The 26,779-nt window shown below is 70.8% G+C and carries 21 protein-coding genes; 9 read left to right on the top strand and 12 right to left on the bottom strand.

What is annotated here, in order from left to right:
- Nucleotides 1–55: 55 nt before the first annotated feature.
- Genes benC through benA form a run of 3 tightly spaced genes read right to left on the bottom strand, consistent with a single transcriptional unit; the run spans nucleotide 56 to nucleotide 4,710 of the window.
- The gene (gene benC, locus ACIRON_RS07920) at nucleotides 56–2,788 is read right to left on the bottom strand and encodes a benzoate 1,2-dioxygenase electron transfer component BenC (RefSeq protein ID WP_402991258.1); all 2,733 of its coding nucleotides are present in this window, start codon (nucleotides 2,786–2,788) and stop codon (nucleotides 56–58) included.
- A 9-nt stretch (nucleotides 2,789–2,797) separates the two neighbouring features.
- Nucleotides 2,798–3,340 carry a benzoate 1,2-dioxygenase small subunit gene (gene benB / locus ACIRON_RS07915; protein ID WP_402991255.1) on the bottom strand — a complete coding sequence of 181 codons (543 nt, stop codon included), beginning with the start codon at nucleotides 3,338–3,340 and terminating at the stop codon, nucleotides 2,798–2,800.
- A gap of 2 nt (nucleotides 3,341–3,342) precedes the next feature.
- Complete coding sequence (gene benA, locus ACIRON_RS07910) at nucleotides 3,343–4,710, bottom strand: benzoate 1,2-dioxygenase large subunit (protein WP_091051021.1); 1,368 nt, start codon at nucleotides 4,708–4,710, stop codon at nucleotides 3,343–3,345.
- 196 nt (nucleotides 4,711–4,906) lie between these two features.
- On the opposite strand from benA, the gene ACIRON_RS07905 reads away from it, so the two are divergent.
- Genes ACIRON_RS07905 through catC form a run of 4 tightly spaced genes read left to right on the top strand, consistent with a single transcriptional unit; the run spans nucleotide 4,907 to nucleotide 8,108 of the window.
- Nucleotides 4,907–5,818 carry a LysR substrate-binding domain-containing protein gene (locus ACIRON_RS07905; protein WP_402991250.1) on the top strand — a complete coding sequence of 304 codons (912 nt, stop codon included), beginning with the start codon at nucleotides 4,907–4,909 and terminating at the stop codon, nucleotides 5,816–5,818.
- On the top strand, nucleotides 5,815–6,918 hold the full coding sequence (locus ACIRON_RS07900) for a mandelate racemase/muconate lactonizing enzyme family protein (RefSeq protein WP_091051026.1): 1,104 nt from the start codon (nucleotides 5,815–5,817) through the stop codon (nucleotides 6,916–6,918). The genes ACIRON_RS07905 and ACIRON_RS07900 overlap by 4 nt, the downstream gene beginning before the upstream one ends.
- A 36-nt stretch (nucleotides 6,919–6,954) precedes the next feature.
- Nucleotides 6,955–7,830, top strand: a complete 876-nt coding sequence (gene catA, locus ACIRON_RS07895; RefSeq protein WP_402991246.1) for a catechol 1,2-dioxygenase — start codon at nucleotides 6,955–6,957, stop codon at nucleotides 7,828–7,830.
- Nucleotides 7,830–8,108 (top strand): muconolactone Delta-isomerase, encoded by a 279-nt coding sequence (gene catC / locus ACIRON_RS07890; protein WP_008361945.1) that lies wholly within the window; start codon nucleotides 7,830–7,832, stop codon nucleotides 8,106–8,108. Before catA ends, catC begins: the two co-directional genes overlap by 1 nt.
- Here catC and ACIRON_RS07885 read toward each other — a convergent pair.
- Entirely contained in the window at nucleotides 8,105–11,323 is a 3,219-nt protein-coding gene (locus tag ACIRON_RS07885) for a BTAD domain-containing putative transcriptional regulator (protein ID WP_402991243.1), read from the bottom strand. The genes catC and ACIRON_RS07885 overlap by 4 nt on opposite strands.
- Before the next feature lie 308 nt (nucleotides 11,324–11,631).
- Between ACIRON_RS07885 and ACIRON_RS07880 the strand changes: the two genes are divergently transcribed.
- Complete coding sequence (locus ACIRON_RS07880) at nucleotides 11,632–12,687, top strand: isopenicillin N synthase family dioxygenase (protein ID WP_402991240.1); 1,056 nt, start codon at nucleotides 11,632–11,634, stop codon at nucleotides 12,685–12,687.
- Here the strand turns inward: ACIRON_RS07880 and ACIRON_RS07875 are convergent.
- Genes ACIRON_RS07875 through ACIRON_RS07845 form a run of 7 tightly spaced genes read right to left on the bottom strand, consistent with a single transcriptional unit; the run spans nucleotide 12,671 to nucleotide 21,783 of the window.
- Nucleotides 12,671–14,743 carry an MMPL family transporter gene (locus ACIRON_RS07875; protein WP_402991237.1) on the bottom strand — a complete coding sequence of 691 codons (2,073 nt, stop codon included), beginning with the start codon at nucleotides 14,741–14,743 and terminating at the stop codon, nucleotides 12,671–12,673. The genes ACIRON_RS07880 and ACIRON_RS07875 overlap by 17 nt on opposite strands.
- 58 nt (nucleotides 14,744–14,801) lie before the next feature.
- A complete protein-coding gene (locus ACIRON_RS07870; RefSeq protein ID WP_402991234.1) occupies nucleotides 14,802–15,800 on the bottom strand; it encodes an SDR family NAD(P)-dependent oxidoreductase in 999 nt (332 codons plus the stop codon).
- Nucleotides 15,797–17,143 carry a TIGR01777 family oxidoreductase gene (locus ACIRON_RS07865; RefSeq protein WP_402991231.1) on the bottom strand — a complete coding sequence of 449 codons (1,347 nt, stop codon included), beginning with the start codon at nucleotides 17,141–17,143 and terminating at the stop codon, nucleotides 15,797–15,799. The genes ACIRON_RS07870 and ACIRON_RS07865 overlap by 4 nt, the downstream gene beginning before the upstream one ends.
- Nucleotides 17,140–18,498, bottom strand: a complete 1,359-nt coding sequence (locus ACIRON_RS07860) for a cryptochrome/photolyase family protein (protein WP_402991228.1) — start codon at nucleotides 18,496–18,498, stop codon at nucleotides 17,140–17,142. Before ACIRON_RS07860 ends, ACIRON_RS07865 begins: the two co-directional genes overlap by 4 nt.
- On the bottom strand, nucleotides 18,495–19,763 hold the full coding sequence (locus tag ACIRON_RS07855) for a class I SAM-dependent methyltransferase (RefSeq protein ID WP_402991225.1): 1,269 nt from the start codon (nucleotides 19,761–19,763) through the stop codon (nucleotides 18,495–18,497). The genes ACIRON_RS07860 and ACIRON_RS07855 overlap by 4 nt, the downstream gene beginning before the upstream one ends.
- Nucleotides 19,760–20,515, bottom strand: a complete 756-nt coding sequence (locus ACIRON_RS07850; protein ID WP_402991223.1) for a DUF1365 domain-containing protein — start codon at nucleotides 20,513–20,515, stop codon at nucleotides 19,760–19,762. The genes ACIRON_RS07855 and ACIRON_RS07850 overlap by 4 nt, the downstream gene beginning before the upstream one ends.
- A complete protein-coding gene (locus ACIRON_RS07845; protein ID WP_402991220.1) occupies nucleotides 20,512–21,783 on the bottom strand; it encodes an NAD(P)/FAD-dependent oxidoreductase in 1,272 nt (423 codons plus the stop codon). Before ACIRON_RS07845 ends, ACIRON_RS07850 begins: the two co-directional genes overlap by 4 nt.
- Nucleotides 21,784–21,878: 95 nt before the next feature.
- On the opposite strand from ACIRON_RS07845, the gene ACIRON_RS07840 reads away from it, so the two are divergent.
- Together ACIRON_RS07840 and ACIRON_RS07835 are read left to right on the top strand one after the other, a co-directional pair.
- Nucleotides 21,879–22,316: an SRPBCC family protein gene (locus tag ACIRON_RS07840; RefSeq protein ID WP_402991217.1), complete on the top strand. Its 438-nt coding sequence runs from the start codon at nucleotides 21,879–21,881 to the stop codon at nucleotides 22,314–22,316.
- An 8-nt stretch (nucleotides 22,317–22,324) separates the two neighbouring features.
- Complete coding sequence (locus ACIRON_RS07835) at nucleotides 22,325–23,230, top strand: MerR family transcriptional regulator (protein ID WP_402991214.1); 906 nt, start codon at nucleotides 22,325–22,327, stop codon at nucleotides 23,228–23,230.
- Here the strand turns inward: ACIRON_RS07835 and ACIRON_RS07830 are convergent.
- A complete protein-coding gene (locus tag ACIRON_RS07830; protein ID WP_402991211.1) occupies nucleotides 23,227–24,405 on the bottom strand; it encodes a dipeptidase in 1,179 nt (392 codons plus the stop codon). The genes ACIRON_RS07835 and ACIRON_RS07830 overlap by 4 nt on opposite strands.
- Before the next feature lie 135 nt (nucleotides 24,406–24,540).
- On the opposite strand from ACIRON_RS07830, the gene ACIRON_RS07825 reads away from it, so the two are divergent.
- Entirely contained in the window at nucleotides 24,541–25,599 is a 1,059-nt protein-coding gene (locus tag ACIRON_RS07825) for an Lrp/AsnC family transcriptional regulator (protein WP_402991208.1), read from the top strand.
- A gap of 22 nt (nucleotides 25,600–25,621) precedes the next feature.
- Nucleotides 25,622–26,005, top strand: coding sequence for a DoxX family protein (locus tag ACIRON_RS07820; protein WP_402991206.1), 384 nt, complete (start codon nucleotides 25,622–25,624; stop codon nucleotides 26,003–26,005).
- Nucleotides 26,006–26,779: the final 774 nt, after the last annotated feature.

Raw genomic sequence — 26,779 nt, 5'->3', positions numbered from 1 at the left:
GTGACGCGAGCGTGCTCGCGAAGGGAGGAACGGCCCCGAGAGAGGACCTGGTGGCTCAGCCGAGGTCACCGCCGGCGACGGGAAGGACCGTGCCGGTGATGTAGGAGGCTTCCTCGGAGGCGAGGAAGCAGATCGCGGCGGCCTGCTCGTCGAGCGTGCCGTAGCGGTGCATCAGTGAGGTCTCGAGGGTCTGGTCGATATGGGCCTGGAACCAGGCCTTCTCCGAGTCCGTGCGAGGCGTTGGTGTGCCCCGGGAGATCCGGCGCGGCGGAGCCTCCGTACCTCCCGGGGCCGTCGCGGTGACCCGGATCCCCGAACCGGCGTACTCCAGCGCGAGCGAGGCGGTGATCGCGTTGATCCCGCCCTTCGCCGCGGAGTACGGGATCCGGTGGATGCCGCGGGTCGCGGCCGAGGAGACGTTGACGATGACCCCGTGGCCGCGCTCGACCATGCCCGCCAGCGCGGCCCGGCAGGCGTAGAGAGTCGTCATCAGCGACCGGGTGATCTCGGCGTCGATCTGCTCAGACGTGAACTCGGTGAACGGCTTGAAGTTGATCGCGCCGCCGACGTTGTTGATGAGCACGTCGATCCGGCCGTACGCCTCCAGCGCCCGCTCGACCAGCGCAGCCGCGCCCTCGTAGTGCTCGAGGTCGCACTCGACCGCGAAGGCGTTCCCGCCCTGGCCGGTGAGCTCGTCGCTCACCTCGGCGACCAGCGGCGAGCGGTCGGCGAGGACCACCTTGCCGCCCTCGGCGGCCACCCGTCGGGCGACCTGCGCGCCGATGCCCTGGGCCGCGCCGGTGACCACCACGACCTGGCCGGCGAACCGGCCCGGGGTGATGAACCGCGGCCTGGTCGCGGCGGCCGACTCGGCCATCGCGCGCCGCATCGTCTCCTTGGACCGCTCGCTGTGGGCCTTGATCAGCTCGCGGGCGGCCGCCCGGTCGCCGCGCTCAAAGGCCTCGACGATGTCGAGGTGGTCCTGGGTGCACTGCGGGTGGCACCAGGTGGCGTTGCGCAGCACGTCCTCCATCCGGCCCTTGACCCCGAGCGCCTGGTAGGCCGCCAGCAGGTGGCTGTTGCCGGTGAGGGTGAACAGGTAGTCGTGGAACGCGGCGTTCGACTCGGTGTAGCCGTGGGCGTCGAGGAACCGGTCCCCGTCCACGTACGGCAGGGTGGACTCGGCGAGCAGCCGGTAGCCGGCCAGCTTCTGGGAGTCGAGCCGCCCGATGGTGAGGTCGAGCGCCCCCACCTCCAGCGCCGCCCGGGCCTCGAAGATCGCGTCGGAGGCCGAGATGTCCGGGTGCTCCTCGCCGATCGTGTACCCGTCCTCGGTCGTGTCCCCGCCGGTCGAGCCGACTTCTCCGCTGGTCGAGCCGCCGGAGCCGCTAGGCGGAGGCGTGTCGAGACCAACAGAGTCGTCTCGAGCGAACGCCTCCTGGCCGCCGATGCCCCGTGCCTCGGGGGACTCGATCAGGTCCTCGACCGTGTTGGTCTCGACACCGGCCACTTCGTGTCCGGGCTCGACCGACGCGAAAGGCGGCGCGACCAACTGGCCGGCGATCCGGCGTACGACGTCACCGTCGTCGCGAGCCACGGCAGCCGATCCGGCGGGCTCGAGATCGAGGGCCGGGAGCAGCTCCTGGCCGGCGACCGCGCGCGCCTCCGGATGGGTCTCCAGCTCGACGCGTACAGATGACGCTTCGCCCGACGTGGGCGACGTCTCGGCCGACGGGGCCGACGCCTCGGCAGCGGCCGGAACCGCGAGGGCGAACTTCTCGTAGTAGAACCCGGTGGGCTCGAGGCCGGCGCCGGAGACGTGGGTACGCACCGCCTCGACCATCGGCGGCGGGCCGCACAGGTAGATCGCGACGTCGCCCCCGTGCAGGTGGTCGTCGCCGATCAGGCTCGTCACGTAGCCCTTGTTGGCCGCGGTCGAGTCGGGGTCGGAGACGCAGTGGTCCCAGCTGAACCCGGGCAGCCGCGAGACCAGCGCCTCGACCTCGTCGAGCATGACCAGGTCGTCGTCGGTGCTGACGCCGTAGACCAGGCGCCCGCCGCGGTCGCAGCCGTCGACCTCCAGCTGGCGCAGCATCGAGAGCACCGGTGCGAGCCCGGTGCCACCGGCCAGCATCAGCACCGGTCGGCGTGCCTCGCGCAGGAAGAAGGACCCGTTCGGCCCGGTGAAGGTGACCTCGTCACCGACGGCGGCGCGCTCGGTCAGCCAGGTCGACATCGCACCGCCCGGGGTGAGCTTGACCAGGAAGACGAGCCGCTCCTCGTGCGGAGCGTTCGCGAAGGAGTACGAGCGGGTCACCTCGGTGCCGGGGACGGCGATGTTGACGTACTGGCCCGGCAGGAAGGCCAGCTCGCCCCGGTTGGGGATGTCGATGGAGAGCTCGACCGTGGTCGGGCTCAGCCGGTCCAGGCCGACCACGGCGCCGGTGTAGCTCGCGGCGCCGGTCTTGGCGACCTCGGAGGTGGTGGCGATCTGCAGCGCGAGGTCCGAGCGCGGCTTCATCGAGCACGGCAGGGCGTACCCCTCGGCGGCCTCCGCCTCGGAGAGCGCGTCCTCGATGTAGGTGCCGCCGTCATACTCCCCCGACTCGCACAGCGCCTTGCACGTCCCGCAGGCGCCGTCGCGGCAGTCCAGGGGGATGTTGATCCGCTGGCGGTAGGACGCGTCGGCGACGGTCTGGTCCTCACGGACGGTGATGAACCGGGTCACCCCGTCCTCGAAGGAGAGAGCGACCTGATGGGTCGCGACTTCGGTCTCAGTTGCAGTCATCGTGATGCCTCAGACGTGGTAGATGTCGACGACGTGGTGGATGTAGTCGTTCTTCAGCACCACGGTCTTGCGGCGGATCTGCGGCTGCTCGCCGGAGAAGTCGATCGTGTAGAACGACGTGCCGTAGTAGGGGTCGACGGTCTTGTAGCGGAAGTACATGGTGTGCCAGTTGAAGCGCACGTCGACCAGGTCGCCGCGGCGCTCGATCACCTCGACGTTGCTGATGTTGTGCGACGTACGCGGCTCCGGCAGCGAGGTGGCCGAGGACCGCTCCGTACGGATCCGGAAGACGCGGTCCTCCAGACCACCCTTGTTGGGGTAGTAGATGAGCGACATCTCGGTCTGCGGGTCCTCGGTGAGGAGGTCGGCGTCGTCCCAGCAGGGCATCCAGTAGACGACGTCGTCGGCGTAGCACTCGAGCCACTTCTCGAACTCGCGGTCGTCGAGGAAGCGCGCCTCGCGGTAGAGGAACTGCTCGATCGAACTGTGTGTGATGAGCTTGGGGGTGATCAGCTTCGCCCCGGCAGGAGCGGTGTTCTGCGTGAGCGTCATGGTCAGTTGCCCTTCTCGTTCGCGATGGCCGCGCGCATCTGCTCGGTCCACTGCGCGTGCATGACCGGGTAGAGACCCTCGTCCTCGTTCTTCGCGCCGGCCGAGATCACGCCCGGCATCTCCAGCGCCTCGGCGACCTCGTCGGGTCCGGTGTGCCAGTGCTCGGCGCCGCGGCTCATGTCGTTCCACGGCGCGGCGGAGGCCTGGTAGGTCAGGAAGCAGGACCGGAACTCCTCCAGGTCGTCGGGCGTGGCCATACCGGAGGCGTTGAAGAAGTCCTCGTACTGCCGGATCCGCCAGGCGCGGGACTCGGGGCTCTCGCCCTTGGGGGCGATGCAGTAGATGGTGACCTCGGTCTGGTCGACCGAGATCGGCCGGAAGTGCCTGATCTGGGTCGAGAACTGGTCCATCAGGTACACGTTCGGATAGAGCAGCAGATTGCGCGAGCCCTTGACCATGAACTCGCCCTTGGCCTCGCCGAACTTCTCCTTGAGCGTGTCCATCTGGTCCCACAGCGGCCGGTCGGCGGGGTTGGCCGCCCAGGTCCACAGGCACAGGTGGCCGTTCGGGTAGGACCAGTAGCCGCCACCCGCCTTGCCCCAGCTGCCGGCGTCGACGGTCTTGGTGGTGTTCTTCGACTCGCCGGTGTTGCGGCGCGAGGTGGTGGCGGCGTAGTTCCAGTGGGTGGCGGTGACGTGGTAGCCGTCGGCGCCGTTCTCCGCCTGGACCTTCCAGTTGCCGTCGTAGGTGTAGGTCGAGGACCCGCGCAGCACCTCGAGTCCGTCGGGCGACTGGTCGACGAGCATGTCGATCACCTTGACGGTGTCGCCGAGGTGCTCCTCGAGAGGAAGTACGTCCTCGTTGAGCGAGCCGAACAGGAAGCCGCGGTAGCTGTCGAAGCGGGCCACGTGGGTCAGGTTGTGCGACCCCTCGGTGTTGAAGCTCTCCGGGTAGCCCGCGTCGTCGGGGTCCTTGACCTTGAGCAGGGTGCCGTCGTTGCGGAACGTCCAACCGTGGAACGGACAGGTCAGCGTCATCCGGTTGTCGGTCTTGCGCCGGCACAGCATCGCGCCACGGTGGGCGCACGCATTGATCATGCAGTGCAGCTCGCCGTCCTTGTCACGGGTGATCATGACCGGCTGCCGCCCGATGTAGGTGGTGAAGTAGTCGCCGGGGTTGGGCACCTGGCTCTCGTGGGCGAGGTAGATCCAGTTGCCCTCGAAGATGTGCTTCATCTCCAGCTCGAAGACCTCCTCGTCGGTGAAGATCCGGCGGTTGGCGCGGTAGATACCGGCCTCGCGGTCCTCGACCACGGCGTCCGACAGGACGTTCTCGATGTGGCCCAGGCTCTCGGTGAGCGGTGCGGTCATGGTTATGCCTCCAACTGGTGACGGTCACCACACCTTCGCAAGGCGTGGCGACCGTCACACCAGGCGAATGCCCAGTTCCGACCTAGGCATCCATTGATCATTCGAATCAATCAATAGGCGTCAGTTTCGTCCTTGTTGTTTATCTATCGCAGGCCTAGTGTGGCGATCGTCACCACGTTTCCGAGGAGCGCTTTTCATGGAGCTACGCCACCTGCGGTACTTCGCAGCGGTCGCCGAGACCTGCCACTTCGGGCAGGCCGCGGCGCAGCTGCACATCGCCCAGCCGGCGCTCTCCCAGGCGATCCGCCAGCTCGAGTCCGAGCTCGACGTCACCCTCTTCACCCGGACGACGAGGCAGGTCTCCCTCACTCCGGCCGGCGAGTTCCTGCGCACCGAGGCCGCGCGGATCCTGGCCGCCGTCGACGACAGCGTCCGAGGCGTACGCCGCATCGGGGCCGGCCGCCACGGCCTGGTCCGCCTGGGCCTGACCGGCACCGCCTCGTTCTCGCACCTGCCCGGCATCGCCCGGGTGGTCAAGCGCGAGCTGCCCGAGGTGGCGCTCGAGATCCACGCCGACCTGCTCACCCCGGCCCAGTGCGAGCGACTGCAGAGCGGGGCCCTCGACCTCGGCGTACTGCGGCCGCCCGCGACCGGCGAGGGGCTGACCCTGCGCACCCTCGAGGTCGAGCCGCTCGCGCTCGCCATCCCCGTCGACCACCGGCTCGCCGTCGAGCCCGTCGTCGCCCTGGCCGACCTGCGCACCGAGCCGTTCATCGCCTACAGCGCCCGCGACTCGGCGGTCAACGAGGCGGTCCTGCGCAGCTGCCGCGAGGCCGGGTTCGTGCCGCGCCGCGAGCACGAGGCGCCCAGCACCGCGGTCCTGCTGGCGCTGGTCGCCGCGGGCCTCGGCGTGGCGGTCGTCCCGGCCTCGGTCCGGGCCCTCCCGCTGGAGGGCGTGGTCTTCCGCGACCTGCTCGACGCCGGCAGCGTCGAGCTCTCCCTCGCCTACCGCACCGATGACGACAACCCCGTCGTCGACGCCGTCATCGAGATCCTCGAGGCCGCCGACCTGTTCACCGCACCCCGTCTGGAAGTTCCCCGATCATGAAGATCACCAAGATCGAGGCGATCCCGTTCGCCATCCCCTACCGCAAGCCGCTGCGCTTCGCCTCCGGCGAGGTCCACACCGCCCAGCACGTGCTCGTCCGGGTGCACACCGACGACGGTGTCGTGGGTGTCGCCGAGGCGCCGCCGCGGCCGTTCACCTACGGCGAGACCCAGGCCGGGATCATCGCCGTCATCGACCAGCTCTTCGCTCCGCAGCTCGCCGGGCTCACCCTGCTCGAGCGCGAGACGGCCCGCGCCCTGATGGAGCGCACCGTCGGCAACCCGACCGCGAAGGCCGCCGTCGACATGGCGATGTGGGATGCGCTCGGCAAGACTCTGGACCTACGGGTCGTCGACCTGCTCGGTGCCTTCACCGACCGGATGCGGGTCTCCCACATGCTCGGCTTCGACACCCCCGAGGCGATGGTCGCCGAGGCGGAGCGGATGCGGGAGACGTACGGCATCTCGACGTTCAAGGTGAAGGTCGGGCGCTCCCCCATCGAGCTCGACACCGCCGTCGTCCGTGCGCTGCGCGAGCGGTTCGGTGCCGAGATCGAGCTGTACGTCGACGGCAACCGCGGCTGGACCGCGGCCGAGTCCGCCCGCGCGATGAAGCAGATGGCGGACCTGGACCTGCTCTTCGCCGAGGAGCTCAACCCGGCCGACGACGTCCTCGGGCGCCGCTGGCTGGTCAGCCAGGTCGACGTGCCGTTCATCGCCGACGAGTCGGTCCCGACGGCGGCCGATGTGACCCGCGAGGTGCTCGGCGGCTCCGCCACCGCGATCAGCATCAAGACCGCGCGCACCGGCTTCACCGGGTCGCAGCAGGTGCTCCATCTCGCCGAGGGCCTCGGGCTGGAGGTCGTGATGGGCAACCAGATCGACGGCCAGCTCGGCAGCGCCTGCTCGATCGCCTTCGGCGCGGCTCACCGGCTCACCTCCCGCCGCGCCGGTGAGCTCTCCAACTTCCTCGACATGGCCGATGACCTGCTCACCGAGCCGCTCGAGATCCGCGACGGCGAGCTCGCCGTACGTCCTGGTGCCGGCCTCGGGGTCGAGATCGATCCGGAGAAGCTCGATCGCTACCGCACCGACAACTGAACACCTGACCCCACCGCAACACGAGAGGACACACCCATGACCACCGACCAGACCCTCGAGTCCACCGAGGCAGCTTCCGCGGCCGCCTCCGGCGCCTCCGCCACCGAGCGGTTCGCTGCCGACAAGTCGCCCTTCGAGGCCGTCAAGGACACCCCGCCCGAGCGCGTCGACGCGCTCGCCAAGCGCGTGCTCGGCGCGATCTACGACACGATCCGCGAGGAGAAGGTCAGCTACGACGAGTACAACGCGCTCAAGGCGTGGCTGATCCAGGTCGGCAAGGACGGCGAGTGGCCGCTCTTCCTCGACGTCTGGGTCGAGCACGAGATCGAGAAGGTCGCCACCGAGCACCGCGAGGGCAACAAGGGCACCATCGAGGGCCCCTACTACGTCCCCGCGGCCCCGGAGCAGGGCGCGAACGGCACCATCCCGATGCGCGACGGCGAGTCCGGCACCCCGCTGACCTGGACCGGCACGATCACCTCCACCGACGGCACCCCGCTCGACGGCGCCAAGGTCGAGCTGTGGCACGCCGACGCCGACGGCTTCTACTCGCAGTTCGCCCCCGGCATCCCGGAGTGGAACCTGCGCGGCAGCTTCACCGTCGGGTCCGACGGCGCCTTCGAGATCCACACGATCCAGCCGGCTCCCTACCAGATCCCGACCGACGGCTCCTGCGGCAAGCTCATCGCCGCCGCCGGCTGGCACGCCTGGCGTCCGGCGCACCTGCACGTCAAGGTGTCGGCCCCGGGTCACGAGCTGCTCACCGCCCAGCTCTACTTCCCCGGTGACGAGCACAACGACGACGACATCGCCTCGGCCGTCAAGCCCGAGCTCGTGCTCGCGCCCGTCGCCGGCGACGACGGCTCGGTGAGCGTCGACTACGGCTTCGTGCTCGACCCGGTTCGCGGCTGATGCTCTACCACGTACGCATGGACGTCCGGATCCCGCACGACCTGGATCCGGACGTCCGCGACGACACGATCGCCCGCGAGAAGGCCTACGCCCAGGAGCTCCAGCGCGCCGGGAAGTGGCCGCACCTGTGGCGGATCGCCGGGGAGTACGCCAACTTCTCGGTCTTCGACGTCGAGTCCCACGACGAGCTCCACCAGATCCTCTCCGGGCTACCGCTGTTCCCCTACATGGACGTCCAGGTCACCCCGTTGGCCAAGCACCCGTCCAAGGTGGACTAGAGCCGTTCGAGTATCCGGTCGGCTTCGCCCCGCAGCGGGGCGAAGCCGTGCTCGGCGGCCAGCTGACGGCCCCGGTGGGCGTGGACCCGGGCGGCGTCGTCGTCCCCCTCGGCGTGGAGCGTCCTCGCCAACCCGATCCGGGCACGGGTCTCGGTGAACGAGGCCACGTGCGCGTGGCTGAGCCGGACCGCGTACTCATAGGTCTCGGCGGCGTCGCGGTGGCTCCCGGTCGCGTAGAGGGCGGCGGCATAGCTGCACGCCGTCGAAGCCACGAAACGTACGTCACCATGGGCTCGCGCGGTCAGGTGAGCCCGGTCGGCGAGCTCGAGCGCGGCGGTGTGGTCGCCCCGGACGAGGGCGAGCAGGCTGAGCTCCTCGAGCACGTTGGCCTCGGCGAACGGGCTCCGGTTGTGCGTCGCCTGCGCCAGCGCCGACTCCAGCCGTGAGCCCGCCGAGTCGAGCATGCCCAGGGCGCGCTCGGCCGCCGCCAGGGTGGCGAGCTCGAGAGGGGTCGGCGTGCCCTGAGCCTCGCTCAGCTCGACCGCCTTGAGCTGGTTGGCGCGCGCCTCCTCGAAGCGGCCCTGCTCGGTGCAGGTGATGCCGAGAGCCTGGTGCGCCCAGGAACGCAGCCCCTCGGTGCCCTTCTCCTCGCCGAGGATCTCGAGCGCCCGCACGTAGGAGGCCTCGGCCTCGCGCCCGGAGTCGGCGACGCGGTAGCGGTGGCCCTCGACGATGGCCGCGAAGGCCCTCCCCTGCGTCCAGTCGCTCGAGTCGAGGAGACGTCGAGCACTGTCCGCCTCCGCCCAGGACTCGTCCATCCGACCGAGGACCTCGAGGACGTCGGAGCGCAGCGTACGCAGGAACGCCTCGGCACGGACCTCGTCCTCGTGCATCGCGGCCTCGGCACCGACCGTGACGAGGTCGAGGTAGGTGGTCACGTCCAGGCGGGTTCGGTAGTGGATCCGGGACTGGTCGACGAGCTTCCAGGCGTAGTGGCGCCGGTGCGGGTCGGGTCCGGCCTGTCCCACGAACGCGATCAGCAGCTGCGCCTCGCGGTCGAGCCAGGTGCGGGCCTCGTCGGCCGACTCGAAACGGATCTGCGGCGAAGGCTCGATCTCCAGGGCTCGCAGGCGGCCCGGATAGATGGTGTCGGCGGCGCTGACCGTGGTGTCGAGCAGCCAGTCGGCGAGGCGCCCCTGAGCCTGCGGCCGCTCGTCGTCGGCGGCGGCCAGATCGCCGGCATGGAGCCGGAGCAGGTCGTGGTAGTGGTAGCGGCCGACACCGTCGTCGGCTCTGTCGTCGGGACTGACCGTCTGCAGCATGTTGGCGTCGACCAGGTCCTCGAGCAGCTGGAGGGTCGAGTCCGGGTCGCGGTCGAGGACGGCGCACGCCGGGGCGGGGTCGAAGTCGTAGGCCGAGATCAGCGAGCACAGCCGGAAGGCGCGCTGCGCCTCGGTCGGCATCGCGGCATAGGAGATCTCGAGGCTGGCCGCGACGCTCACCTCGCCGACGGCCAGCTCGGCGAGGCGGTGCGAGCTAGCGGTGAGTCGGTCGGCGTAGGTCTCGATCGACCATTCCGGGCGGCTCAGCAACCGGGCCGCGGCGATCCTGAGCGCGAGCGGGAGGCGGCCGCAGGCCAACGCCAGCGACTCGCTCGCCCGAGGTGCGGCGGCGACGCGCTCCTGGCCGACGATCGCGCCGATGAGGTCGACGGAGGCGTCGGTGCCGAGCTCGCCGAGGTGGATCTGTCGCGAGAGGTCGATCATGCCCGCGAGGGCCGGCAGCCGGTGGCGGCTGGTGATGATCGTCCGGGTGGCCCCGATACCGGGCAGCAACGGGATGACCTGGCCGGGGTTGTCGACGCTGTCCAGCACGATCAGCATCCGCCGGTCGGAGAGCTCGCTGCGGAACAGCGCCGCGGCGTCGGCGTCGTCGGTCGGGATCTGCTGGCCGGAGAGGCCGAGCGAGCGCAGGAACCGCCTCAGCACCGAGCCGGGTTCCACGGCCTCGCCCGAGACGCCGTGGAGGTCGGCGTAGAGCTGGCCGCCGGGGAAGTCGCCGCTCAGCCGGGCCGCCGCGCTCAGCGCCAGCGCACTCTTGCCGGAGCCCGCCGGACCGGTGACCAGCACCGCCGCACCGCCCCCGTCGCCGTCGCGCTCGCCGAGCCCAGCCTCCAGGGTCGCCAGCTCGGCATCGCGTCCGATCAGCACCCGCGCCGCCGGCATCTCGCGAGGTACGTTCCGCCGGCGCGCGCCCTCGACCAGCGTCGGTCGTCTGGCGTGCCAGCGTCCTTCCAGCGTGCCTTGGTGCACGTCCTCGAGCACCGGACTCGGGTCCAGCCCGAGCTCCTCGGCCAGAGCCTTCCGAGCGGTGTCGTAGGCCGCGAGCGCCTCGGCCTGGCGCCCGGCCGTCGCCAGCGCCTTCACGTACGCCGCCCACAGCGGCTCGTCCAGCGGCCGCAGCCGGGCGAGCTCGCCCACGACCGGGAGTGCCTCGATGACCTGGCCCTCCTCCGCGGCCCGGCTCGCCCAGCTGAGCACGACCGCGACGTACTCGTCCTCGACCGCGCCCGAGAGCCACGGCGCCTGCTCGAACCCCTCGGGACGCCCACGCCACAGGCGCACGGCCTCGGTCAGCGCGTCCAGGTCGTCGCTCTCGACCAGCTCCCGGAACCGGACCAGGTCGAGCTCGTCGGCGGAGGCTTCCAGGCGCAGGGTGCTGCCTTCCTGGGTGACCGCGATCGGCGCGACGAGGGCACGCAGGCGCCGGAGCAGCTGGGCCATCCGCCGGCCCGCGGCCTCGGAGGTCAGCTCCGGCCACAGCAGGTCGAGCAGCTCGTCGCGAGCGACCCTCTCCCCCGGCTCCAGAGCCAGCCGCCTCAGCAGCAGCCCGACCTGGTCGGGCACGTCGAGCTGCGCCCCGTCACGGACGACGACGGTCGGGCCGAGGACGGCGATGCTCGCCTCGGCGCTCTCGGCCGCCTCGCGACCCGGCGTGGGGTCCTCGGCGAACCGGGCCGTCTCCTCCTCGGTGAGGTCCAGCGCGTCGGCGAGCGCACGCAGCGAGGACGTCCGCGGACGCCTCGTCCGCCCCTGCTCGAGATCCCGGATCGAGGCGACGCTGAGACCCGAGGCGCGGGCCAGCGCACCCTGGGTCAGCGAGCGCGCCTCGCGCATCTGCCGGAGCCAGGGACCGAACGAGCCTTCACGGCGCACCCTGGCCTCCGTCGAGGCCCCGAGCCTGGTGAGTCACCACGAAATCCTATCGAGTCGGCCCTCATCCGGCCTGCGCACTCCTCGGACCGGCAAAGATGTCGACCCGAGGTGATGAGCGGTCGATGACGGACTATACGGCGCTCGCCGCGCGCGACGCCTGGTCTGGTCGGCTCGGCCCGAAATAGTGCGGAAACCTCGGCGTTCTACTGTGGTGGTGCCCGAGTTCAACGGACAGCAAGGCCTCCTGGCCGGGAAAGCGGACACCTCCGGGCACGACCACCCGTCTGCTTCGAGCAAGGAGAACATCCGTGAGCGCCTTCCACGTCCCCGCCTTCCACGTCCCCGCCGTCGACATCGCTGCGTACGTCCGCGGCGGAACGCCCCAGGAGAAGGCGGCCGTCGCGGCCGCCATCGACACCGCCTGCCGTGAGGTCGGCTTCATCCAGATCCTCGGCCACGACGTCGCTCCGTCGGCAGCCGAAGGCCTGGCCGCGGCCATGGACGACCTCTTCGCCCTGCCGCTCGTGGAGAAGACCCGGTGGCGCCGTCCGGCCGCCGAGAACCGCGGCTACACCCCGCCGAAGTCGGAGACGCTCGCGCTCAGCGCCGGCGTGCAGTCCGAGACCCGGATGAAGGACTTCTTCGAGGCCTTCAACGTCGGCTCGTCGGTCTCCGACCACCCCGACGCCGACCTGGTCGCCGCGCACTACGCAGAGAACACCTGGCCCGCCCTGGACGGGTTCCGCGGGCGTGTCGACGCCTGGCGCACCGAGGCCGCCCGGGTCGCACGCACCATGGTCACGATCTTCGAGGACGCGCTCGACCTGGAACGCGGCACGATCGCGAGCCTCGCGGCCCACCCGATCGAGGTCCTGCGGATGAACAACTACGCCCTCCCCGAAGGCACCCGGGTCGAGCTCGACGAGGACATGATCGGGATGGGCGAGCACACCGACTACGGCATCGTCACGATCCTGTGGGCCGACCGGGTCAAGGGCCTCCAGGTCCTGCACGGTGGCGAGTGGCACGACGTCAGCCCGGCCGAGGGCGCGCTCCTGATCAACCTCGGCGACCTCACGACCCGGCTGACGAACGAGCAGTGGCTCTCGACGCTGCACCGGGTCAAGCCGCCGATCGTCGACGGCACCATCCAGCGACGCCGGTCGGCCGCGTACTTCTTCGACGGTGATGCCGCGGCGGAGATCGGCCCGCTGCCGGGGTTCGTCGACGACGAGCACCCCCGCCTCTACCGCGACGTCACCGTCGACGAGCACATCGCCGCCAAGCTCGCGGGCTCCCGCGCCGGCGTCGTCAACGCTGCCGCCGGCCGGGAGGCAGCCCGCGTGCTCAGCGCGGGTCGCTGACCATCGGTTCCTCGGTGTGCCGGCGGGCGATCGCGGCGGGCCACCAGATCTTGTCGCCGACCAGGGCGAAGACCGCCGGCACGACCACGGTGCGGACGAGGAAGGTGTCCAGCAGGATTCCCAGACCCACGATCAGGCCCACCTGGGTCAGCGTGATCAGGGGCAGCACGCCCAGCACCGCGAACACCGAGGCCAGCACGATGCCGGCGCTGGTGATGACACCACCGGTCAGCCCGACCGCCATGACGATCGCATCGACCGTGTCGTGCTCGGCGGTCTCCTCCCTCGCGCGGAGGACGAGGAACACCGTGTAGTCGACGCCGAGCGCCACCAGGAACAGGAAGGCGTAGATCGGTGTGCTGACGTCGAGCGCGGGGAACCCGAAGACATGAGTGCTCACCCAGGCGCCCAGGCCGAGGGCCGAGAAGGTGGCGATCACGCTGATGGTGACGAGCACCAGCGGGGTCACGATCGACCGCAGCACCGCGAAGAGCACCAGCAGCACCACCAGCAGGATCAGCGGCACGACGACCTTGAGGTCACGCTCGGCACCGTTGCGGCTGTCCAGGTCCTTGGCCACGCTGCCGCCGACCAGAGCGCCGGTCCCGGCCAGCTCGCTGCGCATCGTCTCGATCGTCTCGATGCTCTCCGGGGTCGCAGGTGCGTCCTCCAGCGTCGCGGTGATCTTCACCAGGTCGCCGCTCTCGCTCGACGGGCGCGCGCTGTCGACCCCGTCCAGCTGGTTGACCTGCGCGAGAACCGCGTCGGCCTTGTCGGCTCCGACCACGATCGTCACCGGATCGGAGGCACCCGGCGGGAAGTGCTTCGAGAGGGTGTCCAGACCGTCGACGGACTCGGCTTCGACACGGAACTGGTCGGTCTGCGAGAGCCCGACCTTCACGCCCAGGAGTCCGGAGGCGAGTACGCCGAGGATCACCGCGGCCACGGCGAGCACTGCCGCCGGGCGGCTCACCACGGTGCGGGCGATCCGGAACCAGACACCGTCGCGGGACTTCTCGTCCTCGCCGTCGCGCGGCACGAACGGCCAGAAGAGGCCGCGCCCGAACAGCGACAGCGCTGCGGGCAGGGCGAAGAGCGCGAAGAGGAGGGCCACCAGCAGACCGATCGCAGCCGAGACCCCCAGGGACCGGGTGTTGGGAGCGACGCTGAAGACCAGCGCCAGCAGCGCGAGCACGACCGTGAGGTTGCTGGCCACGATCGCCTCGCCGGAACCGCGCACCGCGGCGGCCAGGGCATCGCGGTGGTGCGCGTGCCGCCGGAGCTCCTCGCGGTAGCGCGAGACCAGCAGGAGCGCGTAGTTCGTGCCGGCACCGAAGACCAGCACGCTGGTGATCCCCGACGTCGAGCCGTCGAGCCCGTTGCCGGCCCAGTCCGCGACGATCTGGGTCACCACCGAGGCGGTGCGGTCGGCGACCGCGACCACGATCAGGGGCACGAGCCACAGCACCGGCGAGCGGTACGTCAGGATCAGCAGGATCGCGACGACCGCGGCGGTGACGAGAAGCAGCCGCACGTCGGCGCCTTCGAACGCCGAGGAGATGTCCGCGGCGAAGGCGGCACCTCCGGTGAGCTGGACGGTGAGGCCGTCGGGCCGGTCCTCGTCGACCGTGTCCCGCAGCTCTGCGACGAGCTCGGTGAGATCGAGTCCGGTCACGTCGGCATCGACGTCGATCGCGACGATCAGGGCGTCGCCGTCCGTCGCCGGGATCGGCGGCGAGACCTCGCCCCCGGTGATCTCGGCCCAGCGCTTCGACGCCTCGGCGACCCACGCCCGGTCCTCCGCGGTCAGACCGCCCGTACGCTCGACCACCGCGACGGCGGGCAGCACGTCCCCGCCCGGAAAGCTCTGCTGGAGCTCGGCGACCCGGGCCGACTCGGCATCCGCCGGCAGCGGGTCAGGCGCCGAGCTGGCCGAGCTCAGGGACGATCCGACGAACATCACCGCACCCGCCAGGAGAGCCGTGATCACCAGGACCAGCCATGCCGTGGCCTTCCTCGTGGTGAGTCGGGCAAGAGCTGCTAGCGCGGAGCGCATGGTCGGGCCTTTCGAGTTGTTTCGAGTTGTGGCGGGAATGCGTCGGGTGACATCGGGACTAAGGCCTGTCCAGGCCGGCGGCGGCCGCCGCCCAGCTCCACAGCGCCTCGGCCTCTCCGCGACCCGGGCGGGTCGCCGACCGATAGCTCGTGGGACGTTGGCGGCGGTCGTGCCAGAAGGTGCCGGACGGCGGGGCGGGCTCGGTGGCCGCGAGCCACACCGCCGTGTCCGCGCCCTCCTCGGCCGGGCGCAGCAGCGGTCGGCTCAACGTACGGAAGGCGGGGAGCGATCGGGCGAGGCCCGGTGTGTCCGCCCAGCCGGGGTGCATGACGAAGGTGGAGATCCGGTCAGGCGACCACCGCCGGTCCAGGATCGGTGCCAGCTCCACCTGCATGCGCTTGGACCTCGCATAGGCCACGGCGCCCTGGTAGGTGCCCTGCTCGAACTCGGGGTCGTCGACGGGAAGCGGCTGGGTGTACATCCCGCCCGAGGCGACGAAGACCTGCCTGGCGCCGTGCTCCGAGCGGCGCAGGGCGGGCAGCAGCTGCTCGGTCAGCCGGATCGGCCCGAGCACATGGGTGGCGACGGACAGCTCGTGCCCCTCGACCGACTCGGTCCGCTCGGGCGGCATGACCCCCGCGTTGTGCACGAGCACGTCGAGAGCGGTGCGGCCGTCGTCGCGCGCGCAGAAGTCTTCGGCGAACGCGTCGATCATGGCCGGATCGGAGACGTCGCAGCGCTCGGTCCGGAGCTCGGCGGTCCGCCCCTCGACGCGCAGCACCCGCTCGATCCGGGCGACCGCGGGGGCGGCGCGTTCGGGTGAGCGTACGAGGATGTGAACCCGTGCACCGAGGCGGGCCAGGCCCAGCACGGTGGCCTCGCCGAGACCGCTCCCGCCGCCGGTGACCACGGCGGTCCGCCCTGCCAGGGCTCCGGGACGTGGGTCGTTCTCGGCCCAACGACGGCGACGGATCGCGTAGCCGAGGCGGGAGTAGCCCAGCAGGACCGTGCGGTCGAGCACGCGGTCGAGACCCTGGTCAGGCGCTGTCCGGCTCATGCGCGCACGCTCCCGAGGACATGTCGCAGCGCCTGCTCGGCCTCGACGAACCGGAAGCGGTGCTCGAGCCCGAGCAGCCGTTGCGGGACCACCCGCTGGTTGGCGAAGGCCACCTCCTGCGCTCCTTCACCGCCCAGGAGCAGGCGGGGGCCGAACGAAGGTGTCGGCAGGATCGCCGGGCGGTGCAGTGCTCGCCCCAGGGCAGCGGCGTAGGCACGCTGCCGCAGCGGGGTGGGCGCGACGGCGTTCACCGGACCAGAGAGGCCGGGATCCACCAGAGCGCGGTGGTAGATGTCGACGAGGTCGTCGATCGCGATCCATGACTGCCACTGCTCCCCCGACCCCATCGGGCCGCCGAGGCCGGTGGCGAACAGGGGCCGCTGCAGGCGTAGTGCCCCGCCTCGCGGGCTCTGCACGATCCCGGTGCGCACCAGGACGACCCGCATGTCCGCGTCGACCGCGGCCAGAGCCGCCTCCTCCCAGTCGCGGACGACGTGGGCGAGGAAGTCGTCCCCGGTCGTGGAGTCCTCGGTGAGGACCTCCTCGCCGCGGTCGGCGCCGTAGATCCCGATCGCGGAAGCGCAGACGAAGACGCCCACGCCGGCCTCCGCAGCGGCCCGGGCGAGCAGACGGGTCGGCCCGATGCGGGAGCCGCGGATCAGCTCCTTGTGCCTGTCGGTGAAGCGGCCGGCGATGCTGTGCCCGGCCAGGTGGACGACGGCGTCCACCCCGGCCAGCGAGGCCGGGTCGGGGTGGTCGGGGTCCCAGGCGCGCTCGTCGGGCGCGCTCGGGCGGTGGCGCACCAGGCGGACGACGGTGTGTCCGCCGGTGGTGAGGAAGGCCGAGACCGCGCTGCCCACCAGGCCGGATGCGCCGGTGACCGCCACGGTGAGCCGAGGTGTGCCGGCCGCCGAGCGGTGAGCCGCCAGGTCGTCGGCGAGCTGACGCTGCCGGTAGGCGAACATCGGCTCGAGCAGTCTCCTCGGCAGTGTCGTCGTGACCCTGTCGATCACGGCGGTGCCGTCACCGGCGCTCTCGAAGTCGTGTCGGTGGTGCCACGACACCGGCACCAGGAACGGGCGCGAGACCAGGCGGTCGGCGAAGCTGTGCTCGGCGACGTACTCCTCGGGCAGGTGCTGGGCCACCCATCGCCGGCCGGCCGGGAAGGCGAGCACCGCGGTGCCGCCGGCGAGGTCCTGGGCCTCCTCGGCGATCCGGACGGGCTGCCACGGGGGCACCAGCCGCTGGAACGCGCCGGGTCGGCCGTGCCAGTCGAAGACGACGTCGGCCGCGTCCGGCACCGTGTGCCGGAACTCGTGGGTCGTCGTACGCAACAAAGTCATAAGGTCGAGTCCTTCAGCTCTGTCAGCCGGGCCAGCGCCTCACGCCGCTCCTCGGCATGGTCGACGACGCGTTCAGGGTAGCCCTCGGCAAACCCCTCGGGGTGGCGCCACGGCTCGTGGGCCGCCGTGCCCGGAAGGTGACGAAGCTCGGGTACCCAGCGTCGGACGTAGTCACCCTGCGGGTCGAACCGAAGCCCCTGGGTGACCGGGTTGAAGACTCGGAAGTAGGGCGCGGCGTCGGTCCCGGTCCCCGCCGCCCACTGCCAGCCGTGGGAGTTGGAGGCCAGGTCGCCGTCGAGGAGATGGTCGAGGAAGTGTCGCGCGCCGGCCGGCCACCAGATGTGCAGATCCTTGACCAGGAAGCTCGCCACGACCATCCGCACCCGGTTGTGCATCCAGCCCTCGGCGAGCAGCTGGCGCATGCCGGCGTCGACGAACGGGAAGCCGGTCGTGCCCGACTTCCACGTCTCCAACAGCTCGGGGGCATCGTCGTACTGCATGCCTCGCAGGCTGTCCCGCAGGTCACGCCAGGCCGACCCGGGGTCGTGCCAGAGCACGTCGGCGTAGAACTCGCGCCAGGCCAGCTCGGCGACGAAGCGCTCGACATCCTCCGCGGAGGCACCGCTGCCGTGCTGCCCCAGATCGGCGAGCAGCGTACGCGGGTGGATCTCGCCGAACTTCAGGGCAGTCGAGAGGCGGCTCGTCCGGTCGAGGTCGGGCCGGTCGCGGGCCGTCGCATAGCCGGCCAGTTCCTCGGCGCAGAAGTCCTCCCACCGGTGGAGCGCCGCACGCTCGCCGGCCTCCTGGTCGAGATGGTCGGGATCGTCGGGATGGTCCGGCAGCGGGTCCGAATCGAGCTTGGTCATCCACTCGACCCGAGCCTCGACGGCCGGCGCCCTCCACCCGTGCTCCCGCCAGGCCCGCAGGAACGGCGTGAAGACGCGGTAGGGCGCCCCGGTCGCGTTCCGGACCCTGCCCGGGGTCACGGCGTAGGGGCTGCCGGTGCCGACCAGGCCGATGCCGGCGTCCGCCAGCCGTTGCTCCACGGCCTCGTCGCGCCGCCGGCCGTAGGGGGTCGTCTCGGTCGAGATGTGCACCCGGCTCGCTCCGGCCTCGGCGGCGACCTGGGCCACCACCTCGGCCGGGTCGCCCTCACGGATCACCAGCGCACCGCCGGTCTCCTCGCGCAGTGCTGCGAGCGAGGCCAGCAGCCGCCCCCACCTCCGCCCGGAGCCGGCCAGGCGCGGGTCGAGCACGAACAGCGGCACCACGTGCCCGTCGGCGGCCGCGGCCTGCAGGGCGGGATGGTCCCCCAGCCGCAGGTCCCGCCGGAACCACATCACCGACGTCGTCATGAGTGGTCCCGTCCGCCTGCCTCCAGGCGGATCTGGGCGACGTCGATGGCCTCGGCCCGGAAGCCCGCCTCGCAGTAGGCCAGGTAGTACTCCCAGGTGCGGCGGAACTCCTCGTCGAACTCCTCGGACCGGATCGCCGGCCACGCGGCCAGGAAGGCCGAGCGCCAGCGACGGAGCGTCTCGGCGTAGTCGGCGCCGAACCTGTCGGTGCGCGTCACGGTCAGGCCGACCCGGCCGGCCTGCTCGGAGATCGCGGTGGTCGACGGGATCAGTCCGCCCGGGAAGATGTGCTTCTGGATCCACCCGTAGGAGTTCCGGGTCGCCAGGTAGCGCTGGTGCGGCATGAGGATCGCCTGCAGCGCGATGGCGCCGCCGGGGCGGACCAGGCGGGACAGGGCCGCGAAGTAGTCGGGCCAGTAGCGCTCGCCGACCGCCTCGATCATCTCGATGCTGACCACGGCGTCGAAGGTGCCGGTGGCGTGTCGGTAGTCCTGCACCACCACCTCGACCCTGTCGGTGTAACCAGCGTCCTCGATCCGCTGCCTGGCCAGCGCCGCCTGCTCGACAGACAGCGTGATGGTGGTGACCCGGGCGCCGCGACGCGCCGCCTCGATCGCGAGGGTCCCCCACCCCGTACCGATCTCCAGCACGTCGTCACCGGCGCCGACGCCCGCCAGGTCGAGGGCGGCGTTGACCTTGCGCAGCTGCGCTTCCTGCAGGTCCTGGTCGGCGACCGGACGGGTGCGGTCGAAGAGGGCCGAGCTGTAGCTGAGGCTGGGGTCGAGGAACGCGGCGAACATGTCGTTGCCCAGGTCGTAGTGGGCCGAGATGTTCTCCCGGGTGTGCTCCACGGCGCCGCGCTGGTCGGCGGGGATCGGCAGGTCGACGAGGCGGCGAAGCCGCAGCATCCAGCCGGGAAGCAGCCCGGAGAGGCGTTCGGCGTACGGCGCCAGCGCGTCCGCGAGGTCGGTGCCCTCGGCCGCATGCCAGTCTCCGGCCGTGTAGGCCTCACCGATGCCGATCTTCGGGTTCTCCGCGAGCCGTCGGTAGAGCGACTCCGGGCGCTGCACGACGATGCCCGGCCGCCCCTCCGTACGCGACCCGCCCCGCTGGTCGAGCAGGCCGCCGTCCGGGAGCACGACGTCGACCGGGATCCGCCGGGTCACCAGACGCAGAACCTGCTTGGCGACACCGGCTCGTACGCCCGCGGTGGCCGCGGGCTCCCTCTGTACCGGCAGCTCGAGCGACACCGGCTCTGCACTCATGATGTGACTTCCTTCGGTGGGGCGGGACGAGGGACGACGGGCAACCTGCGCAGCCACAGCCGGATCCCGTGGAACCGGATGAGCGCGCTGACCCGATGGGGCATCAGCAGGTGGGTGAGGCTGACCCGCAGCAGCGCACGACGCGTCGCGGGCTCCGGGGTCCCACGGGTGGTCGCGGTGAGCACGCGTGCGCCGTCGCGGTCGAGCCCGACGGTCACGGAGACCTGTCCCGGGTCGACCTGTAGCCGGATGTCATAGGTCCCGGCCACGTCGTTGAACGGCGAGACGTAGAAGGCCTTGTCGGTGCTGGCGTGCCCGCGTCGATCGATGTCGAGCAGGTAGGCGTGGCGGCCGCCGTAGGTGTTGTGGACCTCGAAGACGACCGCGCGCAGCACACCGTCGTCCGACTGCACCCAGAAGACGGTGAGGGGGTCGAAGACATGGCCCAGAACGCGGGCGTTCGCCAGCATCAGCACCCGGTCGGTCGGCGCGAGGTCGACGCCGTGACCGGCGAGGAACGCGCCGAGATCACCCCGTACGCCCTGTCCCGACGCACCCCCGTCGAGATGGTCCTCGGCCCGGAACCCGGCCAGTGGACGCAGCCAGAGCGGGAGCCGAGGCAGGTCGTCGACGTCGATGAGCCACTGGTAGCTGCGGTGGCGGAACGCGTGCCGCACCGGCACCTGCCTGGCGTGGCTGACCTGGCCGACGACCAGCGCGGGCACCTCGGGAAAGACCGGTGACGGGATCACCACGTCACCCCGAACGCCTCCGCCGCCTCGACCCCGGAGCGACAGCCGTCCTCGTGGAAGCCCCAACCGAGGTGGGCACCGGCGAAGGCCAGGCGAGGTCCGCCGGCCGTACGCAGCCGGGCCGCTGCCGCGACCGCCTCGGTGGTGAAGACCGGGTGCTCGTAGCTCATCCGTGCGGTGACCTTGGCCGGGTCGACGTGCTCGGTGGCGTTGAGCGTCACCACGTGCTCATCGTGGTCCTCGAGACCCTGGAGCCGGTTCATCCGGTAGCTGACGACCACCTTGTCGGCGCCACCGCCGCACGAGGCGAGGCGATAGTTCCAGGACGCCCGGGCACGGGGCGAGGCCGGCAGCAGGGCGGCGTCGCGGTGCAACCAGGTCTCGTTCCGCGAGTAGCCGATCGCGGCCAGGTCGGCCTTCTCCTCGGGGGTGGCGTCGGCCAAGAGCCTCAGGGCCTGGTCGGCGTGGGTCGCCACCACCACGCGGTCGAAGCGCCTGGACCCGGCCTCCGTGCGAACCTCGACCGCGTCGGCGTGCCGCACCACGGCGGTCACCGGCTCGCCGACACGGACCTCGCCCACCCGCTCGGCGATCTTGTCCACATAGGCACGGGAGCCGCCCACGACCGTGCGCCAGGTGGGCGACCCGGTGACCTGGAGCATCCCGTGGTGGTCGAGGAAGGCGAACAGGTGCCGCGCCGGATAGGCGGCAGCGTCCTCGTCACCGCACGACCAGACGCAGGAGACGAGCGGCACCGCGAAGTGCTGGACGAAGTAGTCGCTGAACCCGCCCTCGTCGAGGAACTCCCCCCAGGTCAGATCACTGTCGGTCTCGAGGAGGCGGCGGGCGCGGCGGTGGAACCGCGGCACCTGCGCCAGCATGCGTACGAAGCGCGGGTCGCCGATGCGACGGGGGTCGGCCAAGATGCCGCCCAGGCCCTTGCCGCCGGCGTAGGACAGGCCGCAGTCCTCGCAGACGATGCTCATGCTCATCTCGGTCGGCCGGGTCTCGACACCGAGCTCCCCGAACAGGCGGATCAGGTTCGGATAGGTGCGCTCGTTCATCACGATGAAGCCGCTGTCCACGCGGAGAACGGCATCGGACGCGGTCGAGACGTCGTGGGTGTGCGCATGGCCACCGAGCCGCTGATCGGCCTCGAAGAGCGTGACGTCGTGGGTGCGGCCGAGAACGTAGGCCGCGGTCAGTCCTGACACCCCGCCGCCGATCACGGCGACGGTCGGCCGCTGGGGGTGGGCCGCTCGGCTCATGGGGCTTCCTCTTCACGTAGGTCCTGGCTTGCAACTGCCATCGAATGTACAATCCTTGTTCAAGGTTTGTCAAAGGTTTGAATAGGAGCACGATGATGAAGATCGATCGCACTGTGGAGACCTCCGCGCCGGCGTCCGACGTTTTCGATTTCTTGGCCGATTTCACGAACACCGAGCACTGGGACCCGGGCACGGTGCGCACCGATCTCGTCTCCGGGGACGGCGGAGTCGGGACCACGTACGCGAACACCTCTCGCTTCCTCGGGCGCAACACCGATCTCACCTACGTGGTGGAGGTCTACGAACCCGGCACACGCGTCGTGCTACGCGGCGAGAACAAGACGGTCGTGGCACATGACACGATGACCTTCGTCCCGACAGCCGCGGGCGGCACATCTGTGCGTTACGTGGCCGAGTTCGAACTGAAAGGCATGGCCAGGATGGTCGCCCCACTGCTGACCCCCGCGTTCGCCCGGCTGGGTGACTCCGCGTCCGAGCAGATGCGCACGACCCTGGACCGACTGGGTCGGTAGCCGAGCCGATGTACACCATCAAGCACGCGGCACAGCGGGTCGGCATCACCACCGCGACGCTTCGTGCCTGGGAGCGTCGGTACGGAGTCATCGCCCCAGACAGGTCGGAGAGCGGCTACCGCCTCTACAGCGAGCACGACGTCGCCGTGCTGTGCTCGATGAAGCATCTGGTGGACCAGGGCTGGGCGGTCGGCCTCGCCGCGACCGAGGCGATCCGGCTCGACCGCGCGCAGCCCGCCGACGACACGAGCGCGGGTGCGTGGGCGCCCGGGAGCCGCAGCCACCCCTCCCCCGATCTCTCCGGGAGAATGACCACCGCTGCGGCGGCACTCGACACCACCGACCTGGCGACGACCCTGGACCAGGTGTTCGCTCTCAGCAGCTTCGAGGCGGCGATGACCGAGCTCGTCTTTCCCGCGCTGGTGAGGCTCGGCGACGCGTGGGCGGACGGCGAGGTCAGCGTCGCCGGGGAGCACCTGGCCTCGAACGCGGTGATGCGGCGCCTCGCCATCGCCTACGAGGCAGCGGCCGCCTATGGCCGCGGACCGCGTATCGCCCTCGGAATGGCATCGGGCAGCCGGCACGAGATCGGCCTCCTCGCCTTCGCCGTCGCCGCCCGCCGGCACGGCATGGACACCGACTACCTGGGGGCCGACCTGCCGATCGAGGACTGGCTCGGTGTCGTCGACGATCCCGCTCTCGCCGCCGTGGTGGTGGCGATCCCCACCACCGCCGACGTCCCCGCCGCCACCGCGGTGATCACCGCCTTAGGTGAGCACCGCCCCGATCTCATCGTGGCTGTCGGCGGAGGACAGCAGAGCCAAGCGCCCGAACCCGCCGCCCGCCTGGGTCACGACATCGTGACCGGCGCGAGGACCCTCGCGGCCCTGATCTCCGCGAGGACCTCTCCCTAGTCGGGCAGCGTCGCGCGAAGCACGCGCACGGTGTTACCGCCCATGATCGCGGCCACCTCGGTCTCGTCATAGCCTCGGTCGACGAGCTCCTGGGTGATGGTGGCGAGATCGCTGGTGTCCCAGCCGACGGTGGTGGACCCGTCGTAGTCGCTGCCGAGGGCTGCCGTCTCGATGCCACCGACCTCGACGACATGGTCGATGGCGTCGACGACGGCCTCGACGGTCAGGTCGCAGACCGCGGCGTCCCAGTATCCGACGCCGACGACGCCGCCGGTCGCGGCGACCCCGCGTACCTCCTCGTCGGTCAGGTTGCGGTTGACGTCGCAGGTCGCCTGTACGCCGCCGTGGCTGAGCACGACCGGCTTGGTCGCCATCGCGAGCATCTCGGCGACCGCGGCGTGGCTGGCATGCGCGATGTCGATGATGATGCCGCGACGCTCCATCTCGGCGAACACCTGGCGCCCGAGGTCGGTGAGGCCGCCCTTCTCGACACCGTGCATGGAGCCGGCCACCTCGTTGTCGAAGAAGTGCGTGAACCCCGCCATCCGCATGCCGGCGTCGTAGAGCGTGTCCAGGTTGTCGAAGTCACCCTCGAGGTTCTGGAGACCCTCGACCGAGAAGAGCGCACCGGTGACCTGCTTCCCGGCCTCACGGTCGGCGATCAGGGCATCGAGGTCGGCACGGGTGCGGATCAGCCGCAGCTTGCCCTCGGAGTCCGCTGCCGCCTTGTCGAGCTTCTGGGCGTGGTAGAGCGAGCGGTCGAGCAGCGACGTCCAGGTGCGGGGCGGCTGGAGCTGGGCGAAGGTCAGCAGCGTGATGTTGTCGGTGTCGCCGGTGTTGCTGTCGTAGTTCTGCCCCTTGGGCGACTTCGACACCGACGAGAACACCTGCAGCGCGACGTTGCCGTCCTCCATCCGGTGCAGGTCCATGTGACCGCGGTCCGAGTGCTCGAGAAGGTCGCGGTCCCACATCAGGGTGTCACTGTGCATGTCGATGACCTGCAGCGAGTCGTGCAACCTTCGCGTCTCGGGAGTCACCTCCGGCAGGCTGGCCGGACGGATCTTGTTCTGGCCGTTCTCCACGATCCCGGGCGCCAGCGTGAAGAAGCCGCCGCCACCGATCACGAGAATGGTGAGTACGGCCAGGAGCAGGCGCTTCGTCCAGCGTCGGGTCATGTTTCTCGGGGTCCTCTCGGGCAGGCTCGGAACGGCCGAGCTCACGGCGGGGACGAGTATCGCGGCGGGTGCGTCGGCGGCCGGCGAATTGGACCGAATCGCTCGTCCGGCAGGGCCATCGGACAGGATGTGACCATGGCGACACTGGATGAGGACGACTTTTCGCTCATCCACGCGCTCCAGATCAGACCGCGCGCGTCCTGGACCGACCTCGCAGCCGCGCTCGGCACCTCCCCGGCGACCCTGAGCCGCCGCTGGGACAGGCTGCGCGCCGACGGCAGCGCCTGGGTCATGGGCCACCCGAGGGTCCGGGGGCACGACGGAGCGAGCCTTGCCATCGCCGAGATCTCGTGCGTCGGCGGACGGGCCGGCACCCTCGCCCAGGAGCTGGCCGCGTGGCCGATGATCATCACCATCGAGGAGGCCGCCCGCGACTTCGGCCTGATCGTCACGGCCGTCGGTCTCGGCCCCGGCGACATGCCCAAGCTGCTCCTCGACGACCTGTCCGCCCTCCCCGGCGTTCTCGGCGTACGCGCCCACCACGTCGCCCGGCTCCACGTCGACGCGAGCAGCTGGCGGGTCGGCGGGCTCGATCCCGAGCGCGCCCGTGCCGTGGCCCGGATCCCGGACCACACCGGCGCCACGTCCACCCCGGTCAACCCGTGGGCCGAGCCGTACGCAGCCCTCACCCAGGCACTGATCCGCAACGGCCGCAGCAGCGCGGCCGACATCGCCCGCCAGACCGGCCGGCCGCTGTCGACGACCCGCCGCCAGCTCGGCCACCTGCTCGCCTCCGACGCCCTCACCTTCCGCTGCGAGGTCGCCCAGGGCCTGACCCCGCTGCCCATCGTCGTGCAGACCTGGTGCCGGGTGCCGGTCGGCTCTGTCGCCGAGTGCGTCGCCCGCCTCCGGGCCACCCCCGGCGTACGCCAGGTCGTCGGCCTACCCGGGCCGACGAACCTGCTGATCAGCACCTGGACCCGCTCGGTCGAGAGCGCGATGCTCCTCCACGAGCACCTCCAGCGCGACCTCGCGCCCCTCGAGGTGGTCGAGTCCGCGATCATCCTGCGCCAGATCAAGCGCCTCGGCTGGAGGCTCGACGATCTCGGCCGCTCCACCGGGACGCTGGTCCCCTACCCGCCGAGCACCGACCGCACGTCACACGACGAGGAGCCGTCTCGTCTCCAGGGGTGAACCCACAGACCAGGAGAGAGACATGCACATCGCCCTTTGGATCACCGCCGGACTGCTGGCCCTCGTCGCCCTGACCGGTGGCATCACCAAGACCTTCGTACCGTTGGACAAGCTGTCCCAGCACGACGCCGCCGCCTGGACCCGCGGCGCCAGCCCGGCCTTCGTCCGGACCCTCGGAGTGCTCGAGATCCTGGCCGCCATCGGGCTCGTCCTTCCCGCCGTGCTCGACATCGCGCCCGTCATGGTGCCCGTCACCGCCGCCTGCGGGGTCGCGCTCATGATCGGCGCGATGATCACCCACGGCCGCCTCGGCCAGGCCAAGCTGGTGATGGTCAACGTCGCCTACCTCGCCCTGGCCGTCTTCATCGTCGTCGGCCGCTTCGGCACCACTCCCTTCACCGCCTGACTGTCTCGTCGACTCGGCGCATCTGTCTCGTCGTGGGGTGTCGACTCGACGCATCTGTCTCGTCGTGGGGTGTCGACTCGACGCATCTGTCCCGTCGAGGGGTGTCGACTCGACGCATCTGTCCCGTCGAGGGGTGCCGACTCGACGCATCTGTCCCGTCGAGGGGTGCCGACTCGACGCATCTGTCCCGCCCACGGGTGCTGACTCGACGCACCTGTCCGCCGACGCGTGCCGACTCGGCGCATCTGTCTTCTCGACGAGACCGCCTCCGCCGCTGGTCGAGCCGCGAGCGCCAGCGAGCGTGTCGAGACCAACACGGTCGCTTCCGGGTCTGATTCCGGAGGTGCGTGTCGAGGCCTTCTGTTCGTGGACAGTGGTTGGGGGCCGGTTTTCTTGGGACCGTGGGCCGCCGCCCCGTTCTCGATCTGGGCCGGCGTCAAGGATGCCCTTTGCCGAGTCGGCGCATCTGTCTCCTCGACGAGACGGCCTCCGCCGCTGGTCGAGCCGCGAGCGCCAGCGAGCGTGTCGAGACCAACACGGTCGCTTCCGGGTCTGGTCGTGGTGTTTTCGACTTGTTGAGTTCGTTCTGGCGGTTGTCGGGGACTGTTTCTTCGGGGGACCGGGGGCCGCCGACCCTTGCTTGGAGGGTGTTCTCGATCCGGACCGGCGTCAAGGACGGGCCTTCGGCCCGCCGGCTTCGCCGGCCGCCTTCGGCGGTCCTGGACTCCGGACCAGATCGAGAAAAGATTTGGCTGGCTATCGGGGCGGCGGCCC

Source organism: Nocardioides sp. NPDC101246 (genome assembly GCF_044767415.1).
GTDB lineage: Bacteria > Actinomycetota > Actinomycetes > Propionibacteriales > Nocardioidaceae > Nocardioides.
This window is presented reverse-complemented; position numbering and strand designations above follow the sequence as displayed.

Excerpts from the sequence above, each read along its gene's own strand:
- benC (WP_402991258.1), bottom strand. The coding sequence starts at position 2,788 with ATGACTGCAACTGAGACCGAAGTCGCGACCCATCAGGTCGCTCTCTCC.
- benB (WP_402991255.1), bottom strand. The coding sequence starts at position 3,340 with ATGACGCTCACGCAGAACACCGCTCCTGCCGGGGCGAAGCTGATCACC.
- benA (WP_091051021.1), bottom strand. The coding sequence starts at position 4,710 with ATGACCGCACCGCTCACCGAGAGCCTGGGCCACATCGAGAACGTCCTG.
- ACIRON_RS07905 (WP_402991250.1), top strand. The coding sequence starts at position 4,907 with ATGGAGCTACGCCACCTGCGGTACTTCGCAGCGGTCGCCGAGACCTGC.
- ACIRON_RS07900 (WP_091051026.1), top strand. The coding sequence starts at position 5,815 with ATGAAGATCACCAAGATCGAGGCGATCCCGTTCGCCATCCCCTACCGC.
- catA (WP_402991246.1), top strand. The coding sequence starts at position 6,955 with ATGACCACCGACCAGACCCTCGAGTCCACCGAGGCAGCTTCCGCGGCC.
- catC (WP_008361945.1), top strand. The coding sequence starts at position 7,830 with ATGCTCTACCACGTACGCATGGACGTCCGGATCCCGCACGACCTGGAT.
- ACIRON_RS07875 (WP_402991237.1), bottom strand. The coding sequence starts at position 14,743 with ATGCGCTCCGCGCTAGCAGCTCTTGCCCGACTCACCACGAGGAAGGCC.
- ACIRON_RS07870 (WP_402991234.1), bottom strand. The coding sequence starts at position 15,800 with ATGAGCCGGACAGCGCCTGACCAGGGTCTCGACCGCGTGCTCGACCGC.
- ACIRON_RS07865 (WP_402991231.1), bottom strand. The coding sequence starts at position 17,143 with ATGACTTTGTTGCGTACGACGACCCACGAGTTCCGGCACACGGTGCCG.
- ACIRON_RS07860 (WP_402991228.1), bottom strand. The coding sequence starts at position 18,498 with ATGACGACGTCGGTGATGTGGTTCCGGCGGGACCTGCGGCTGGGGGAC.
- ACIRON_RS07855 (WP_402991225.1), bottom strand. The coding sequence starts at position 19,763 with ATGAGTGCAGAGCCGGTGTCGCTCGAGCTGCCGGTACAGAGGGAGCCC.
- ACIRON_RS07845 (WP_402991220.1), bottom strand. The coding sequence starts at position 21,783 with ATGAGCCGAGCGGCCCACCCCCAGCGGCCGACCGTCGCCGTGATCGGC.
- ACIRON_RS07840 (WP_402991217.1), top strand. The coding sequence starts at position 21,879 with ATGAAGATCGATCGCACTGTGGAGACCTCCGCGCCGGCGTCCGACGTT.
- ACIRON_RS07835 (WP_402991214.1), top strand. The coding sequence starts at position 22,325 with ATGTACACCATCAAGCACGCGGCACAGCGGGTCGGCATCACCACCGCG.
- ACIRON_RS07830 (WP_402991211.1), bottom strand. The coding sequence starts at position 24,405 with ATGACCCGACGCTGGACGAAGCGCCTGCTCCTGGCCGTACTCACCATT.
- ACIRON_RS07825 (WP_402991208.1), top strand. The coding sequence starts at position 24,541 with ATGGCGACACTGGATGAGGACGACTTTTCGCTCATCCACGCGCTCCAG.
- ACIRON_RS07820 (WP_402991206.1), top strand. The coding sequence starts at position 25,622 with ATGCACATCGCCCTTTGGATCACCGCCGGACTGCTGGCCCTCGTCGCC.